Genomic DNA, 16,054 nt, shown 5'->3' on the forward strand with positions numbered 1-16,054 from the left:
TGGGAACTCACGGGCCCGCGGACAAGTTCCGCGGGCCCCGGGGCGGCCCGGGCGGCCTTCCCCGGACCGCTCCAGGGTCCCTGCCGGGCGGCCCGGAGGACCTAGACTGGTGCGTTCCCGGGCGGGCGGCGGACCCGCGGGGAGAGGCAGAGGGAGGACGACGGTGGCGACAGCCGGCAGTGGCTTCGAGGAACCGTCCGCCGAGGTGCTCGCGGACGCGGCCGCGGCCTTCGGCCTGCTCGCCTCGCCCGCCCGGCTGCACCTCGTGTGGACGCTGGCCGGCGGCGAGAGCGACGTGACCGGACTCGCGGAGCGGGTCGGCGGCGCGCTGCCCGCCGTCAGCCAGCACCTGACCAAGCTGAAGCTCGCCGGACTCGTCCGCTCCCGCCGCGAGGGCCGCCGCCAGGTCTACTTCGTCGACGACCCCGACGTGGTCGACGTCGTCCGGCTCGCCCTCGCCCGGCTCACCGACCGCGCCGCGCGGGCCGACGCCCCGGCGCGCCGCCTCCATGGCATCTGAGGTCGCGGCGGCCCGCCCGGCCGCACCCGACGGCACACCCCTGCAGGTGCTCCGCGAGCTCGACAGCAGCCCGCGCGGGCTCACCGACGCCGACGCCGAGGCACGGCTCGCCGCGGTCGGCGACAACACCGTCCCCGAGGTCCGCACCGTCTCCTGGGCCGCCCGCTGCGTCCACGGCCTGCGCGACCCCTTCACCGCCGTACTGCTCTGCCTCGGCGGCGTCTCCACGCTCGTCGCCTCCTGGGCGACGGCCGCGGTGATCCTCAGCCTGGTCGCCGTCAGCTGCGTGCTGCGGGCCGCCGGCGAGTACCGCGCCGACCGGTCCTCGGCCGCGCTGCGCGAACTGGTCTCCGGCACCGCCACCGTGCTCCGCCGCACCACCGGGCCGGAACGGCCGCGGGAACGCGAGGTCCCGGTCGCCGAGCTGGTGCCCGGCGACGTCCTCCGGCTCGGCCCCGGCGACCTCGTCCCCGCGGACGTACGGCTGCTGCGCGCCCGCGGTCTGACGGTGCACCAGGCCGCCCTCACCGGTGAGTCCGCCCCCGTCCCCAAGACGGCCGCGGAGGTGCCCGACGGGCCCGCACCGGGCCCCTTCGCCCAGCCCCACCTGTGCTTCCAGGGCAGCGCCGTCGCCACGGGCACGGCCACGGCGGTCGTGGTCGCGACCGGCGCGCGGACCCGGCTCGCCGCCGCGCACGGCCCGGCGGCCGGACGGTCCAGGGCGGCCGGGCGTGCCGGACCCAGCGCCTTCGACCGGTCGGTGCACGGCATCTCCTGGGTGCTGATCCGGTTCATGCTGCTGACGCCGCCGCTGGTGCTGATGGCGAACGCGGCGCTGCGTGGCCGCGGCCTGGAGACCCTGCCGTTCGCCGTGGCGGTCGCGGTCGGCCTCACCCCCGAGATGCTCCCCGTCCTCGTGACCACCTCGCTCGCCCGCGGGGCCCGGCACCTGGCCCGGACGTACGGCGTCATCGTGAAGCGGCTGCCCGCCCTGCACGACCTGGGCGCCGTCGACGTGCTGTGCGTCGACAAGACCGGCACCCTCACCCAGGACCGGCCCGTGGTGGAACGCGCCCTCGACGCGGACGGCCGGGACGACCCCGACGTGCTGCGCCGGGCCGCCGCGGGCGCCTGGTGGACCCTCCAGCTCGCCGAACTGCCCGCGCCCGACGCGCTCGACGAGGCGCTCCTGGAGGCGGCCGGCCGGGCCGGTGAGGAGTACGACGGGGTCGACGCCGTGCCCTTCGACCCGGTCAGGCGGCTCGCCACCGCCGTGATGCGCGACGGCGTCGGCACCCACCTCCTCGTGGTGCGCGGCGCCGTCGAGGACGTCCTGGAGCGCTGCGTGCTGGAGGAGGCGCAGCGGGAGCGGCTGCGGGCGCTCGCCGCGCGCGAGGCGGACGCCGGGCTGCGGGTGCTCGCCCTCGCCACCGCCGAGCGCCCGGCCCGCACCGGCGCCTACACCCCGGCCGACGAGCGCGGCCTCGCCTTCCGGGGCCTCGTCACCTTCCGGGACGCTCTGGCGCCCACGGCGGCGGAGGCGCTGCGCCGGCTGGCCGACGCGGGCGTCACGGTGAAGGTCCTCACCGGCGACCACCCGGGCACGGCGGCCCGCGCCTGCCGCGATCTGGGCCTCGGCCTCGACCCGGGGCCGGGAGAGGGCCGGGGGGCGGGGCCCGGCGGTGACGGCCGGGAGGCGGCCGGTCCGGACCGGACCGAGGCCGCGGGGACCCGTCCGGCCGGCGCGGGCGCGGACGTGTCGGTTCCGAGCGGCGTGCCGATGACGGTGGCCGCCGGGACCGGCGCCTTCGGAGCGGTGCACGTCATGGGCCGCGCGGCCGGCACCGGGGACGGGGACGAAAACGGGGACGGACGGACGAGCGCGGCCCGCGAGGACGAGTCCCACCGAGCGGGCCGGGGCCACCACGGCGAGGGCGGCCCGGGCGAGGCCGCTCTCCGGGCCACCGTCTTCGCCCGGTGCACCCCGGAGGACAAGGCGCGCATCGTCACCGCCCTGCGGGACGCCGGGCACACCGTCGGCTTCCTCGGCGACGGCGCCAACGACGTGGCCGCCCTGCGCGCGGCCGACGTCGGCATCGCACCGCGGGACGCCCGCGACGTGGCCCGCGAGGCCGCCGACGTCGTCCTCGCCGACAAGGACCTGACCGCCATCGGGCACGCCGTCGCGGCGGGCCGGCACGCCAGCGGCAACATCGCCTCGTACCTGCGCGTCACCCTCTCCTCCAACCTGGGCAACGTCATCGCGATGCTCGCCGCCGGCCTGCTGCTGCCCTTCCTGCCGATGCTCCCGGCGCAGGTGCTCGTGCAGAACCTCTGCTTCGACGCGGCCCAGTCGGCCTTCGCCGCCGACCGTCCCGACGGAGCGGCCCTGCGCCGCCCCACGGTGCTGCGGCCCCGCGCCTTCCTGCGCTTCATCGCCGGCTTCGGCGCGCTGAACGCGGTCGCCGACCTCGCCACCTTCGCCGTCCTGGCCGCCGCGCTGCGCGGCCCCGACGCCCTGAACGACGAGGTCGTCTTCCACTCGGCGTGGTTCACCGAGAACCTGCTCACCCAGGCCCTGGTGATGGTCCTGCTGCGCACCGGGCGCGGCGGGGCGGGGCGGCGCGGGCCCGGGCCGGTCGGGTGGGCGGCCGCCGCCCTCGCCGTCGTCGGGCTGCTCCTGCCGGTCGGCCCGCTGGGCCCACCGCTCGGCATGACCGCGCTGCCGCTGCCGTACTACGTGCTGCTCGCCGCGGTCCTCGGCGCGTACGCCCTCGCCCTGGTCGCCGCCGTACGGCGTCTTCGGGTGCCCCGAAGCGGGTTGTACAGTTGCGCAAGGTAGCAACTGTCGCCGCTCGGGCCGGCAGGGAAGCACGCCGAAGAACGTGAGGAAAGGGAGGGCGGGCCATGCTCCGCAACGGACTCGAACCCTGGCACCTGCTGGTCCTGGCCATCGTGGTCATCGTGCTGTTCGGCTCGAAGAAGCTGCCGGACAGCGCGCGGGCGCTGGGCAAGTCGATGCGCATCCTGAAGAGCGAGGCCAAGGCCATGAAGGACGAGGGCGACGGCGCGACGCCGCCGGTCGAGCCGACGGCCGTGCGCACCGCCGCCGACACGTCGCAGCCCCGCGCCGCGGCGGAGCCGCCGGCCGCCGCGGGCTGACCGCGGGCTGACCGCGGGCGTCAGCCCGCCGAGGCCGGGGGAGCCGGTGGGGGAGTCGAGGTGGGCGCCGGGGCCGGGTCCCGCTCCCGGACCCGTCCCCCCGGCCGGTGGCGGCGGCGCGGCTCCTGGTCCGGCAGCCAGCCGAAGGCGAGGCAGCTGCCGGTCACGCCGAGGAGCAGGCCGACGAGGAAGCCGCCGAGGTTCGAGGTGAGCCAGCTGCCCAGGGAGACGAGGACGCCGACCAGGGAGTAGAAGAGGCGCTGGGCGGGGTGGAAGAGGATCAGCAGGCCGCACAGTGCCATCAGCACCGGCAGCAGGTACCCGGCCAGTCCCTGCATGCCGATGTGCAGGACGACCTTCAGGGACGCCTTCTCGGTGAGCAGGGTCTCCGCCCCGCCCAGCGTCAGCAGCACCCCGCCCCAGAAGGGGCGGCGCCCCCGCCAGCGGCCGAGGGCCCGCCGCGCTCCCGGCCGCCGGACCGCCGCTCGCGGCGCCCGCGGGGCGGGCCCGTCCGGCGTCCCCGGCGGCGCGTCGTCCGCCACCGGTTCAGCAACCCGATCCGCTGAACCGGAGCTTGAGCCCCGGAAGCCTGAACACGGCTGCGGTGGTGGCGTAGTTGGTCTGCCGCAGATGGGCGATGCGGACCGTGTCCGCCTGCTGGCTGAAGACGCCCTTCGGTCCCTGCACGCCCGCCTCGGTGAGCGTGCTCGCGTCGTTGCCGATCTCGATGTGCCGGAAGGCCGCGTCGCCGGACAGCTCGCTGGAGTCGGTCGTCAGGTCGGTCGCGGACACCTTGTCCGTGCCGGAGCCCGCAGTGATGAGCAGGTTGGTGCCGCCGAGGTCGACGCTCTGGCACAGCCGGGTCAGGGTGGCGTTCCTGATGGCGGAGGTCACCACCAGGACCTGCCCGCCGGTGTCCCCCGCGTTGGGGCTGCCCTCGGCCATGTCGTCGAGTCCGCCGAACTGCTCGAAGCCGGTGCCGTCCAGCTCGGTCGCGGTCACCGTGAACGGCATGCCGGAGATCGCGAACTGCACGCCCAACGCGCCCTGTGCGGTGAGGACCGCCAGGCCCGCGGCGACCAGGGCGGCGGGCACCGCCAGGACGGCGGCACGGCGCAGCCGGACACGGCCGCGCCGCTCCCCGCCCTCCGGCGCCGCGGCGTCCTGCGGGGTGCCGGCGGCGGAACCGCTGTCCGGTCGTGCGGGCGTGCCGTCCGTGTGGGGGGTGGGGTCCGGGGACGAGGCCATGGTCTGCTCCTGTGGGCATGGTCAGTGCGGTCGGAGGTCAGAGCGTGTGCGTCCTGGCGCGGACGGCGGCTGCGGGTGCGTGCCCCGGCGCCGTCTTGCCGGCGGGGGCACGGGCCTTACGGTGCTGCCGCAGCAGTCGCCGAGGAAGTTACCGATGGTTACAACGCGGGTCAAGGCTTGTGTGAAAGAACGGTGACGACGGTGTGCGGCCGATGCGTGCCCGTCCCGGTGTGCGAGTGTCGTCACGGCGGCGCATGGCCGCTCGAAGGCCGAACCTTCCGGTCAACTCCCGTTCATTTACTTGACGTTGATGCACCCCGGGGCTACAACTCTGCCTGACCACTCCCGGATCCGTGGCGCCGGATCCGCCGCGCGGCACCGCCCGCGCTCCCATGTGCAGTCCCGCTCCGGCGTGCGCTGCACGCAGCCCACTCCTGTCCCGCCCCCTCGGGGCGTACGGCACGGAACGCCCCGCCCCCTCGGCCGGTCCGCGTCGCGCGCCCGTCCCGCCCGGCCCGGCCGGAGGTCTTCCCCCGGGCCTCCGGCCGGTCACCGGCCGACCGTCGTCGCCGGCCCGCCACGTACGGAGAAGGCGTGCCGGGCCGGCGCCGGCGGACGCCGCCCGCAGCACCCGACCCCCCACCTTCGGAAACGAGGTACCCCCGTATGCCTACGCGTTCCCTCCTCGTCCTCGCCGCCGCGGTCGCCGCCCTCACGCTCCCCGCGGCCGGCACCGCCGTCGCCGACGGCGCCGTGCTGACCACCGGCGGGCCCGGCGGCAGCGCCGTGGCGGCCGGTGACGTGCTCACCGCACCGCTGGCCGGCGGCACCACGGCCACCCTCTACTCCAGCGCGAGCGGTACCAGCGGCGTCTCCTGCACCGCGTCCCGGTTCACCGCCGCCGTCACCGCGAACCCGGGCGCGCCCGGCACCGCGACCGAGGCGGTCACCGCGCACACCTTCGACAGCACCCACTGCACCAGCAACGTCACGGGCGTCCTCGGCGTCAGCGGCATCACCGTCGACCACCTCCCGTACACCGCCACCGTGGCCTCCGACGGCACCCTCGCGGTGGCCCCGGCGAGCGGCTCCACCGTCCAGACCACGGTCAGACTGCGCACCCTGCTGGGCAGCATCACCTGCGTCTACCAGGCCCCCGGCCTGACCGGCCGGGCCGACAACGCCGACAGCAGCATCGCCTTCACCAACCAGCAGTTCACCAAGGTGTCCGGGTCGTCGCTGTGCTTCGCCGCCGGCTACTTCACCGCCCGGTACGCCCCCGTGACCGATGCGGGCGCACCCGTCTCGGTCAACTGAGACCCGGGCGGCCCGGCCTGGCGCGGCGTCACCGCTTGCGCGTCAGTTCCCTCCTGGTGGCCGCCGACGTCAGCAGTTCCGCGTCGAAGTAGGAACCGACCGAGAGCTGGGCCGCGTTGGCCCGGGCGTTCAGCATGGTCTTCGTGATGCGCAGGGTGGTGGGGTCGCGGCGGAGCATCGGCTTCACCCAGCGCGTCACGGCCGCGTCGAGCCCGTCCGGCGGGACGACCTCGTGCAGGAGGGACAGACTCTCCGCCGTGGCCGCGTCGAACTGCTCGGCCGTCAGCAGCAGCCTGCGCACCCGGGCCTGCCCCGCCTCCTCGACGAGGCGGGGCAGCACCCCGCCCCAGGCGGGCGGGACCCCGAGGCCGACCTCCGGCATCCGGAAGCGGCAGGTGTCCGCGCCGACGCGCAGGTCGCAGAAGACGGCCAGCCCCAGGCCGGCCCCGATGACGTCGCCCTGCAGCCGCGCGATCGTCACCACCCCCAGCCTCGAGAGCGCCTCGCAGACACGCTGGGCCCGGTGGGCCAGCGCGCGCAGCGCGGCGCCGGAGGGGTCCTCGGCGAGCAGCGCCGGGAACTCGCTGCGATCCCCGCCCTGGCAGAAGTGGTCCCCCGCGCCGGACAGCACCATCACGCGGACGGTGCCGTCGTCCTCCAGGGCGGTCAGGACGTCGAGCAGCTCACCGAGGACCTCGCCGGATATGGCGTTGCCGGTCTCCGGCCGGTTCAACTCCACTCTGAGCAGGGGCCCTTCGTCGATGACACGAAGAGTCTTGTAGTCACTGGCCATGTCGCGTTCCGTCTCGTTTCTCAGGCGCCCGGGAGGGTCAGGCAGGAGTCAGGTGCAGGGACACCAGGCGCCTGAAGGCGACGCGCGGGGCCCACTGCGGGGGAGTGCTGATGCGCAGGTGCATGCCGCGCCGGATCAGCGAGGTGAGCAGCACCTTCGCCTCCAGCCGGGCCAGGACACTGCCCAGGCAGTAGTGCGCGCCCGCACCGAAGCTCAGGTGGGGAGCCCGGCGCCGGACGTCGAAGCGGTGGGGGTCGGCGTACTGGGCCGGATCATGGTGCGCCGCGCCGGCCATGAGTTGCACCATCTCACCCGCCGGCACGAACACCCCGCCGAGTTCGGTGTCCGCGCCCGCCACGCGGCTGATCATGTGGATGGGCGCGTCGTAGCGCAGGACCTCCTCGATCGCGTCGGGGACGAGGCCGGGGTCCCTCCGGAGCAGCTCCAGTTGACCGGGGCTCTCCAGCAGCAGGCGCACGGCGTCCGACAGGACGTGCGAGGTCGTCTCCAGCGCGGCCAGGATCATGAAGAGGGCGAGGGCGTGGACGGCCGCGTCCGCGACGGAGCGGTCCGGTTCCAGGTCGTCCCACGTGCGGAGCCAGATCGAGACCGGGTCGTTCCCCGGCCTCCTCCGGCGTTCCCGGATCAGGTCGGAGAAGTACCGGCGGAGACGGGCCGTCGCGGCGTCGGAGAGTGCCAGCTGGCTGGTGGTGGGAAAGAGCTCCTGCGTGTGCACCTGATCGTGGGTGAGGTCGCGCAGGAGCGCGTAGTCGGACGGGGGCAGTCCCATCCACCGGCCGATCGTGACGACCGGGAGTTCTTCACTGACGAGCGCGCAGAAATCCGCCGGCCCCTGGCGCAATTGGCCGGCGAACTGATCGAGTAAGGTCTCGACCGTGTTTTCTATGGAGGGTTCCAGCGCTGCTATGGAATTCGGATGGAAGAGATTTCCCACCGATCCCCGCACACGTGTGTGCAGAGGCGCATTGAGCATCGGAAGGGAATTTCCTATCTGCTGCGACGCGGGCGTCCTCCATCGGGCCGCGTCATTCCGGCTGTTGCGCCACTGGTGATCCGGCACCCTCCACGACTTGTCCGCCAGAATGCGGCGGCACAGTCGGTAGGAGGTCACCAGGTGTCCGCCCCACGGTGCCGGAACGACCTCGCCCATCGCCATGAGACGGTCGTAGGCGGGAAGCGGGTTCGCCTGGCCGCCGCCGGTCCGCAGCCGGGCGAACAGCGACACCAGCGTGCGTCGGTCGATGGGGGCGGTCACGGGGGAACCCAAGGCAACTCCTTCTCGAAAGATCACAGAATAATCGCGAGCCCTGCATACCCCGGCGCCCGAACGCGTATGCATATGCCGGACAGTTGTGCTGTGATGCGAGTCACCCGTTCCGTGGTTTGGTGAGGCATTGTTGCCGGGTGGCGTCACTTGTCCGCGAGTTCCTCGTCGGTCTTTTCGGGGCACGGCCGGTCGCCTGCTCCGCATCGTGCGGGGAGGCGCAAAACGGCGCCATACGCTCTTTCCCGGACGCGGCGGCCCGGTGCGGGTTCAGCCGCCGAACGCCGCCAGGTGGTCCGCCGCCCAGTCCCGGTAGCTGCGCGCGGGCCGGCCGAGCAGCGCCGGCACCGTGGGATGCACGTCGGTCTTCGCCCCCGCCCGCCCGCGCTCCGCGCTCGCCAGCAGCGCGTCGGCCAGGGGGGCCGGGTACCGGGAGCGCAGCGCGACCCGAGCCTCCGCCACGGTCAACTCCACGAACTCCACGGGGCGTCCGAGCAGCCGGGCCAGTGTCGCCGTCTGCGCGGTGGGGCTGATCGGCTCCGGGCCGGTCAGCGCGTGGGTCCGCCCCGCATGCCCGTCCGGGTCCAGCAGCGCGGCCGCCGCCACCTCGGCGATGTCGCCGGGGTCGACCGTCGCGCCGGCCGTGGAGCCGCCGAGCGCCCGCACCACGCCCTCCTCGCGGACCGAGCGTGCCCAGCTCAGGGTGTTGGACATGAAGGCACGCGGGCGCAGCAGGGTCCACGACATGCCCGACGCGCGCAGGAGCCGCTCGTTGCCGCGCTGCCAGCGGGTGATCAGGTCGTCCGCGGCGGGGTCCGTCACGGCCAGCGCCGACAGCTTGACCACGTGGCGGACCCCGGCCCGCCGCGCGGCCGTCAGGAAGTTCTCGTCATGGGCGGGGGCGAGCGGATCCGCGGTGACCAGCAGCGCCGTGCGCACCCCGGTCAGTGCCCGTTCCAGGCCGGCCGGATCCGCGAAGTCGCCGCCCACGACGTCGAGTCGGGGGCCGGGTGCGACACGGGAGGGGTCCCGGGTCAGCAGCCGCAGCGGTGCGGTGCCGGACAGCCGGCGTGAGACCAGCCGTCCGACCGTGCCGGTGCCTCCGGTCAGCAGGATCACGGGTCAGTGGCCGTCCGCGTCCATGGTGGCCAGGACGCGGGCCCCCCGGTCGGGCGCGGCGTCCAAGCCGCCGATCAGGCCCGGCACCGCGACACCCGGCAGAATGTGGCCCCACAGCACCGAGACGCGGTGCCCGAGGTCGTCCCGCCCGGTCAGCGCCCGGGACATCAGCTGGATCCCGGCGAAGGCGCCGACCAGCAGTTCCACGGTGTCGCGCGGTTCCACGGTGGGCAGCAACTCGCCCTGCTCCCGGGCCTTTCCCATCAGGGTCATGAGGTGCTCGGCCCACTGCAGGAACGGCCCGGTGTGGTCGACTCCGGGAGGCGCGCACTGGTCGACCGTCAGCCGGACACTGCCGCGGAGCAGGGCGTTGCCGAGGAGCCGGTGGGCCACGACGAACGTGGTGTCGATGATCTCCTGCAGCTTGCTCGGCTGCGACGGCACCGTCCCGAACGGCACCTGCTCGTCCAGCACCGCCTGGGCGAGGCACTCCTTCGACGGGAAGTGGAAGTACAGGGCGCCCTTGGTGACATCGGCGCGCTCCAGCACCATCGCGATGGTGGTGGACGTGTATCCGTGCTCGTCGAAAACCGCTCCGGCGGCTTCCAGGATCGCTCTGCGCGTCCTGACGGCGCGTTCCTGCTTCGCCACGAGAACCCCTCCACTGCGCCGAGTCGGCCGGTCAACACTGGTGCGCCGAACCAGTCGCGCACGGCCCGGTCCCCGGATCTCATTGAAAGCAAACCGGGCGGCTCGTACTCTAGCGCTCACTTGTGCAGACGCCTTGCCGTCTGTCATCGCATCGGGGGACCAAGGAGGGCCACATGCCTCGACTCCGGCAGCTCGCCGAGTTCCCGGCGACGACGACGGCTTCGCAGAAGCCTACGTCGGCGCGTGCGGATCCGCCGGGTCCGGACCGGACCGCACCGGACCCGGCCGCCGCGGACCGGGAGAACGCACCCGGCGCGGCCCCGGAGTCCGCCACCGCGAACGCCCCCGCACCGGATGCGGAGAAGGGGCCCGCGCCGGCCGCCGGGACGTCCGTGACCGCATCAACGTCCATACAGGAGCGCGGAGTCGACGTGCACGCCAAGGGCATGACCGCCACCGTTCCCCGTGAACTCGTGCACCGGGCGGCGCTGTCCGAGACCTTCCTGACCGGCTGGACGAGGACCGGCGAGGACCGCTTCACCGTCTCCGCGCAGTGGCCGCGGGCCCACCCCCTGCACGTGTCGCCGGACCGCTCGGCCCACGACCCGCTGCTCGTCGTGGAGACGGTCCGCCAGAGCGGCACGCTCCTCGCCCACACCGAGTACGGCGTCCCGCTGGGCCACCAGTTCGTGCTCCAGGAGCTGCACGTCACCACGGAACCGAAGCACCTCGCCGTCGGCCCGGCACCCGCCGAAACCGACCTGGAGGTCTCCTTCTCCCGTGCGGGGAGCGGACGTTCGACCGCGCTGCGCTACGAGGTCGAGGTGTGGCGGGACGACCGGCGGGCGGCGACGGCGCGGGTGTCCTTCACCAGTGTGGGCGCGGCCGCCTACCGCAGGCTGCGCGGGGGGCGCACGCCCGGATCCGTGAGCGCCCTGCCGGTGCCGTCCGGTGTGGAGGCCGCGGCCGTGCACCGGACCCTGGACGCCGACGTCGTCCTCGCCCCCACCCGGCGCCGGGACCGCTGGCAACTGCGCGTCGATACCGCGCATCCCGTTTTCTTCGACCACCCCCTCGACCACGTCCCCGGCATGCTCCTGCTGGAAGGTGCCCGCCAGGCCGCCTGCCTGCTGGGGGCCTCCACCCGCCCGCCCACCTCCTTCCAGGCTTCCTTCCACCGGTACGCGGAGCTGGATCGCCCCACGTGGATCCAGGCGGAGGCCGCATCCGGCGGCGAACTGCACCTGGTGGGGATCCAGGGCGAGTCGACGGTCTTCGCCTGCCGGGTGGACGCCGCGGTCTGGTGAGCTATCGTGTACGGGGAGTCAGAAACAAACGGCATGCCCCGTTCTTTTACAGCCCCGGGAGTGATCCATCGATGCCGAGGCAGTTACGGGCCGAGCAGACCCGCGCCACGATCATCACGGCCGCCGCCGACCTCTTCGACCGGCGCGGCTACGAACGGACCAGCCTGAGCGACATCGTGGAGCACGCACAGGTCACCAAGGGCGCCCTGTACTTCCACTTCGCGGCCAAGGAGGATCTGGCGCACGCCATCATGGAGTTGCAGGCCCACGCCGCCCACCAGGTGATGAGCGAGGTGGACGGGCGGGGCTGCTCCTCGCTGGAGGCGCTGGTGCGGATCACCTTCGCGCTGACCCGGCTGTCGGTCGACGGCCCGGTCACCCGTGCCGGTCTCCGGCTCGCCACCGGCGGGGTCGAGGTGCGGGCGCCCCTGCGGCACCCGTTCACCGAGTGGCTGGAGATCGCCACGCGCAAACTCCACGGTGCGGTCCGGGAGTCCGACCTGCACGCGGAGGTCGACGTCCAGGCCGTCGCGCACTCGCTGGTCTGCTTCTTCGTCGGCACCCGCATCGCCGGCCGGCCGCTGGAGCCGGTGGCGCGGCTGCCGCGCCGCACGGCGGAGATGTGGCACCTCCTGATCCGCGGCCTGGTCCCGGTGCACCGGCGTCCCCGCTACCTCACCCTGATCACCCAGCTGGAGCGGGAGATCGCGATCGCCTGACGGGCCGCCCGGGCCGCCCGGGCCGCGGCGAGCGGGAAGGGCGGCGGGCGGCCCGCCCGGTACGGTGAGGCGCATGCCCGAGACCCCCTCCGCGCCCGTGCTGCTCGGCAACGAGCCCGGTTCGTTCCCGCACGGCGTGCTCGCCGAGCGGCACCCCGCGATCGTCCGGCAGGTCCGCGCGGCCTTCCCGTACGGCCCGGAGCAACGGGCCGCCCTGGACACGCTGCTGGAGAACTGCGCCGCAGGCGTCGTCGAACCGCTGCCCGACCACGCCCCCGACCGGGACCGCTGGCAGCGCTGGGGCCTGGCGCGGTACGCGGGCCGCTCCTGGTTCGACGTGCCGTGGCTGTGGTCCGAGAGCTACTTCTACCGCCGGCTCCTCGAAGCCGTCGGCCACTTCGGCACCGGACCCTGGCAGGGCATCGACCCCTTCCGCCCCGCCAAGCTCGCCGAGCTGGACGCCCCCGAGACCGGCCGCGAACTGGACGCGCTGGACGCGCTCGAGGGCCGCCCCGCGGACGAGCGGGCCCGGGCCCTGCTGCACGGCTCCCTCTGGGGCAACCGTGCCGACCTCGGCTTCCGGCTGTCCGCCGCGGGCGCCGGCGCCGGCCCGGACACACAGGGCCTGGTCGCCGACGACAGCGACGCCCTGTGGGCGCTGCTCCCGCCGTCGGGCACCGGCACGCTCTGCCTCGTCGCCGACAACGCGGGCCGCGAACTCGTCCCCGACCTCCTCCTCGTCACCGAACTGCTCGCCCAGGAGCGGATCGCACGGGCCGTCCTGCACGTCAAGCCGTACCCGTACTACGTCTCCGACGCCACGACCGCCGACGTCGTGGACGCCGTGCGCCGGATCCGGGCGGCCGACGGCGCGGCCGCGGACCACGGACGGCGGCTGTGGGCCGCCCTGACCGACGGGCGCCTGACGATCCGGGCGCATCCCTTCTCCTGCGCCCCGCTGCCGTACGCGGAGATGCCCGGCGACCTGCGTGAGGACTTCGCACGGGCCGCGCTGACCGTGCTGAAGGGCGACCTCAACTACCGGCGCCTGGTGGGGGACCGGCTCTGGCCCCCGACCACCGCCTTCGCCGACGTCACCGCGTACTTCCCCGGGCCGGTCGCGGCCCTGCGCACCCTCAAGTCGGACGTGATCACCGGCCTCGCCCCGGACACGGTCGCCGCCCTCGACGACGGCGGGGCCGGGACCTGGCGCACCGGCGGCACCCACGCGCTGATCCAGTTCGCGCCCTGACGGACCCGCACCACACGGGAGTGTCCCGACGGCCATGCACTGCAGGGGTATACCGCCCTGACGGGGACTCGGCGCACTGCACCCCGGCGGCCGCTCACCCCACCGGGGCGGCCGGGCGGGGGCCCGGACCGGCGACGGCGGGCAGTGTCCCCGGTTCACGGGTCGGTTCACGCGATGGTGTGACCATCGGGGGGCCGGTGGATGGCGCCCGAGGGGCACGGGTAGGGCCCGGCCATGACGCAGCAGCCCTTCGAACTCCCGCACTTCTACATGCCCCATCCCGCGCGGCTGAACCCGCACGTGGAGGAGGCGCGGGCCCACTCGACGCAGTGGGCCCGCGACACGGGCATGCTGGAAGGCTCCGGGATCTGGGAGCAGGCCGATCTCGACGCGCACGACTACGGCCTGCTCTGCGCCTACACCCACCCCGACTGCGACGGTCCCGCGCTGTCGCTGATCACCGACTGGTACGTGTGGGTCTTCTTCTTCGACGACCACTTCCTGGAGACCTTCAAGCGCACCCAGGACCGCACAGGCGGCAAGGCCTACCTGGACCGGCTGCCGCTCTTCATGCCGCTGGACCTGTCCACGCCGGTGCCCGAGCCGCGGAACCCGGTCGAGGCCGGCCTCGCCGACCTGTGGACCCGCACGGTGCCCGCGATGTCCGCCGACTGGCGGCGCCGGTTCGCGGTCGCCACCGAGCACCTGCTCAACGAGTCCCTGTGGGAGCTGTCCAACATCAACGAGGGGAGGATCGCCAACCCCGTCGAGTACATCGAGATGCGCCGCAAGGTCGGCGGCGCCCCCTGGTCGGCCGGCCTGGTGGAGTACGCGACCGCCGAAGTGCCCGCCCAGGTCTCCGGTTCCCGGCCGCTGCGGGTGCTCATGGAGACCTTCTCCGACGCCGTGCACCTGCGCAACGACCTCTTCTCCTACCAGCGCGAGGTCGAGGACGAGGGCGAGCTGAGCAACGGCGTCCTCGTGCTGGAGACCTTCTTCGGCTGCACCACGCAGGAGGCCGCCGACACGGTCAACGACGTCCTCACCTCCCGTCTGCACCAGTTCGAGCACACCGCGCTCACCGAGGTGCCCGCACTCGCCGTCGAGCAGGGCCTCACCCCCGCCGAGGTCGCGGCGGTGGCCGCGTACGCCAAGGGCCTCCAGGACTGGCAGTCCGGCGGCCACGAATGGCACCTGCGCTCCAGCCGCTACATGAACGAGGGGGCGCGGTCGGCCGCCGTGCCCTGGCAGCGCCTCACCGGCCCCGGCACCTCCGCCGCCGGCATCGGCGCCCTGCTCGCCGCGTCCGGCGCCACGGACCCCGCAGCGACGTGGGGGAGGGTCCGCAACTACACCCATGTGCCGTACCGGAAGGTCGGTCCCTCCCTCATCCCCGACCTGTACATGCCCTATCCGCTGGAGCTGAGCGGGCACCTGGACGGCGCCCGGCGCCGGCTCGTCGAGTGGTGCCACCGCACCGGCATCCTGTCCGAGGGCGTCTGGGACGAGGACAAGCTCGCCGCCTACGACCTCGCGCTGTGCTCGGCGGGCCTCGACCCGGACGCCACGGCCGAGGCGCTCGACCTGAGCGCGCAGTGGCTCGCCTTCGGCACCTACGGCGACGACTACTATCCGCTCGTCTACGGGCACCGGCGCGACCTGGCCGCCGCGAAGGTCACCACGGCCCGGCTGTCGGAGTGCATGCCCGTGGAGGGCGGCACCACGCTCGTCCCGGTCGACGCGATGGAGCGCGCCCTGTGCGACCTGTGGGTCCGCACGACGAAGGACATGACCCCCGACCAGCGGCGCACCCTGAAGCAGGCCGTCGACGTGATGACCGCTAGCTGGGTGTGGGAGATGTCCAACCAGCTCCAGAACCGGATCCCCGACCCCGTCGACTACCTGGAGATGCGGCGCGCCACCTTCGGCTCCGACCTCACCCTCAGCATGTGCCGGGCGGGGCACGGTCCGGCCATCCCGCCCGAGGTGTACCGCAGCGGCCCGGTCCGCTCCCTGGAGAACGCCGCCGTCGACTACGCCTGCCTGCTCAACGACGTGTTCTCGTACCAGAAGGAGATCGAGTACGAGGGCGAGATCCACAACGCCGTCCTCGTCGTGCAGAACTTCTTCGGGCTGGACTACCCGGCCGGACTCGACGTCGTCCACGATCTGATGACCCAGCGCATGCGTCAGTTCGAGCATGTCGTCGCCCACGAACTGCCGCTCGTGTACGACGACTTCGCCCTGTCGCAGGAGGCGCGCGCGGTGATGCGGGGCTATGTGGCCGACCTGCAGAACTGGATGGCCGGGATCCTGAACTGGCACCGCAGCGTGGACCGTTACAAGGACGAGTGGCTCTCCCGCAGGGCCCACCTGTTCCTGCCGGGCCGTCCGCCCGTCCTGCCCGGCCGTCCTCCCGCGGTCCCGGTGGGCTGACCCGTCTCCCGGGCCGCTCCGTCCGGCCGAGCCGCCCGGTGCCCGCGTGCCGTGCCGTGTCCCCGCCCCGTGTCCCCGCCCCGGGGCGCGCCACGGCAGGCGCACGGCGCGGCGCGGTGGAGGGCGGCGCGGGGCGCGCGCGTCACCCGTTCGTGGCTCGTGGCGGGCGGGCCGCCGGGGTAGTCACCACCCGGAGGCGATCCATGGAACAGACTGCGCTGCGTCCCAGACCGATGCCGGGTCAG

At 74.0% G+C, this 16,054-nt stretch carries 14 protein-coding genes; 8 read left to right on the top strand and 6 right to left on the bottom strand.

Annotated elements, in window-relative coordinates:
* Positions 1 to 163 precede the first annotated feature (163 nt).
* From P3H78_RS07560 to tatA, 3 genes are all read left to right on the top strand, one after another.
* A complete protein-coding gene (locus P3H78_RS07560; RefSeq protein ID WP_276108042.1) occupies positions 164 to 520 on the top strand; it encodes an ArsR/SmtB family transcription factor in 357 nt (118 codons plus the stop codon).
* Complete coding sequence (locus P3H78_RS07565; RefSeq protein ID WP_276108043.1) at positions 510 to 3,362, top strand: HAD-IC family P-type ATPase; 2,853 nt, start codon at positions 510 to 512, stop codon at positions 3,360 to 3,362. The genes P3H78_RS07560 and P3H78_RS07565 overlap by 11 nt, the downstream gene beginning before the upstream one ends.
* A 65-nt stretch (positions 3,363 to 3,427) precedes the next feature.
* Positions 3,428 to 3,682, top strand: a complete 255-nt coding sequence (gene tatA, locus P3H78_RS07570) for a Sec-independent protein translocase subunit TatA (protein ID WP_276108044.1) — start codon at positions 3,428 to 3,430, stop codon at positions 3,680 to 3,682.
* A 20-nt stretch (positions 3,683 to 3,702) separates the two neighbouring features.
* Here tatA and P3H78_RS07575 read toward each other — a convergent pair whose 3' ends face one another.
* Positions 3,703 to 4,224 carry a DUF6114 domain-containing protein gene (locus P3H78_RS07575; RefSeq protein ID WP_276108045.1) on the bottom strand — a complete coding sequence of 174 codons (522 nt, stop codon included), beginning with the start codon at positions 4,222 to 4,224 and terminating at the stop codon, positions 3,703 to 3,705.
* Between the two features lie 4 nt (positions 4,225 to 4,228).
* Positions 4,229 to 4,930, bottom strand: coding sequence for a DUF6230 family protein (locus P3H78_RS07580; protein WP_276108046.1), 702 nt, complete (start codon positions 4,928 to 4,930; stop codon positions 4,229 to 4,231).
* A 666-nt stretch (positions 4,931 to 5,596) separates the two neighbouring features.
* On the opposite strand from P3H78_RS07580, the gene P3H78_RS07585 reads away from it, so the two are divergent.
* Positions 5,597 to 6,247: a Tat pathway signal sequence domain protein gene (locus P3H78_RS07585; RefSeq protein ID WP_276108047.1), complete on the top strand. Its 651-nt coding sequence runs from the start codon at positions 5,597 to 5,599 to the stop codon at positions 6,245 to 6,247.
* Between the two features lie 28 nt (positions 6,248 to 6,275).
* Here the strand turns inward: P3H78_RS07585 and P3H78_RS07590 are convergent, their stop codons facing one another.
* The 4 genes from P3H78_RS07590 to P3H78_RS07605 form a co-directional block, all read right to left on the bottom strand.
* Complete coding sequence (locus P3H78_RS07590) at positions 6,276 to 7,040, bottom strand: enoyl-CoA hydratase/isomerase family protein (protein WP_276108048.1); 765 nt, start codon at positions 7,038 to 7,040, stop codon at positions 6,276 to 6,278.
* Positions 7,041 to 7,077: 37 nt separating this feature from the next.
* Positions 7,078 to 8,328, bottom strand: a complete 1,251-nt coding sequence (locus tag P3H78_RS07595; protein ID WP_276108049.1) for a cytochrome P450 — start codon at positions 8,326 to 8,328, stop codon at positions 7,078 to 7,080.
* A 267-nt stretch (positions 8,329 to 8,595) separates the two neighbouring features.
* On the bottom strand, positions 8,596 to 9,444 hold the full coding sequence (locus P3H78_RS07600) for an NAD(P)H-binding protein (protein WP_276108050.1): 849 nt from the start codon (positions 9,442 to 9,444) through the stop codon (positions 8,596 to 8,598).
* A 3-nt stretch (positions 9,445 to 9,447) separates the two neighbouring features.
* The gene (locus P3H78_RS07605) at positions 9,448 to 10,095 is read right to left on the bottom strand and encodes a ScbR family autoregulator-binding transcription factor (protein ID WP_276108051.1); all 648 of its coding nucleotides are present in this window, start codon (positions 10,093 to 10,095) and stop codon (positions 9,448 to 9,450) included.
* A gap of 173 nt (positions 10,096 to 10,268) precedes the next feature.
* Between P3H78_RS07605 and P3H78_RS07610 the strand changes: the two genes are divergently transcribed.
* From P3H78_RS07610 to cyc2, 4 genes are all read left to right on the top strand, one after another.
* Positions 10,269 to 11,402 carry a ScbA/BarX family gamma-butyrolactone biosynthesis protein gene (locus P3H78_RS07610; protein ID WP_313884387.1) on the top strand — a complete coding sequence of 378 codons (1,134 nt, stop codon included), beginning with the start codon at positions 10,269 to 10,271 and terminating at the stop codon, positions 11,400 to 11,402.
* A gap of 71 nt (positions 11,403 to 11,473) precedes the next feature.
* Entirely contained in the window at positions 11,474 to 12,121 is a 648-nt protein-coding gene (locus tag P3H78_RS07615) for a ScbR family autoregulator-binding transcription factor (RefSeq protein WP_276108052.1), read from the top strand.
* Between the two features lie 73 nt (positions 12,122 to 12,194).
* Positions 12,195 to 13,373: a damage-control phosphatase ARMT1 family protein gene (locus tag P3H78_RS07620; RefSeq protein WP_276108053.1), complete on the top strand. Its 1,179-nt coding sequence runs from the start codon at positions 12,195 to 12,197 to the stop codon at positions 13,371 to 13,373.
* 234 nt (positions 13,374 to 13,607) lie between these two features.
* A complete protein-coding gene (gene cyc2 / locus P3H78_RS07625) occupies positions 13,608 to 15,809 on the top strand; it encodes a germacradienol/geosmin synthase Cyc2 (RefSeq protein WP_276108054.1) in 2,202 nt (733 codons plus the stop codon).
* The last annotated feature ends 245 nt before the right edge of the window (positions 15,810 to 16,054 follow it).

The sequence above is a fragment of the Streptomyces tropicalis genome (genome assembly GCF_029269835.1).
Classification (GTDB): domain Bacteria; phylum Actinomycetota; class Actinomycetes; order Streptomycetales; family Streptomycetaceae; genus Streptomyces; species Streptomyces tropicalis.